This is a genomic window from Brevibacterium sp. SIMBA_078, assembly GCF_046534565.1.
Classification (GTDB): domain Bacteria; phylum Actinomycetota; class Actinomycetes; order Actinomycetales; family Brevibacteriaceae; genus Brevibacterium.
In genome coordinates this window covers 1-245 of the sequence record NZ_JAWRYQ010000473.1, presented here as the reverse complement: position 1 = coordinate 245, position 245 = coordinate 1, and the positions used below count along the sequence as shown (strand labels likewise).

At 39.2% G+C, this 245-nt stretch carries 1 protein-coding gene; it reads left to right on the top strand.

All coding sequences use genetic code 11. The annotated features are described in order from the left end of the window. Positions 1 to 65: 65 nt before the first annotated feature. A partial coding sequence (locus SB749_RS20465) for a MerR family transcriptional regulator (RefSeq protein WP_410711925.1) occupies positions 66 to 245 on the top strand: 180 nt, incomplete at its 3' end.

Sequence of the window (245 nt, the reverse complement as noted above, 5' to 3'; positions counted from 1 at the left end):
CAAAAGGAATTTACATTCCATTCCCTAAATCGGGAGGGATTCATTTGGAAAAAAAATTATTAACCATGACACAGATCGCAAAACAATTAAACCTTGCTGAATCCACGGCAAGATTTTATAGAGATCGGTTTGAAAATTATATTCCATCTGTTGGTGAAGGGAGAAAAAAACGCTATAAACCCGAGACCATCGAAGTGTTGCGATTCATTGCGGAAGGGTTCAAACGCAACCTAACCGCAACTGAC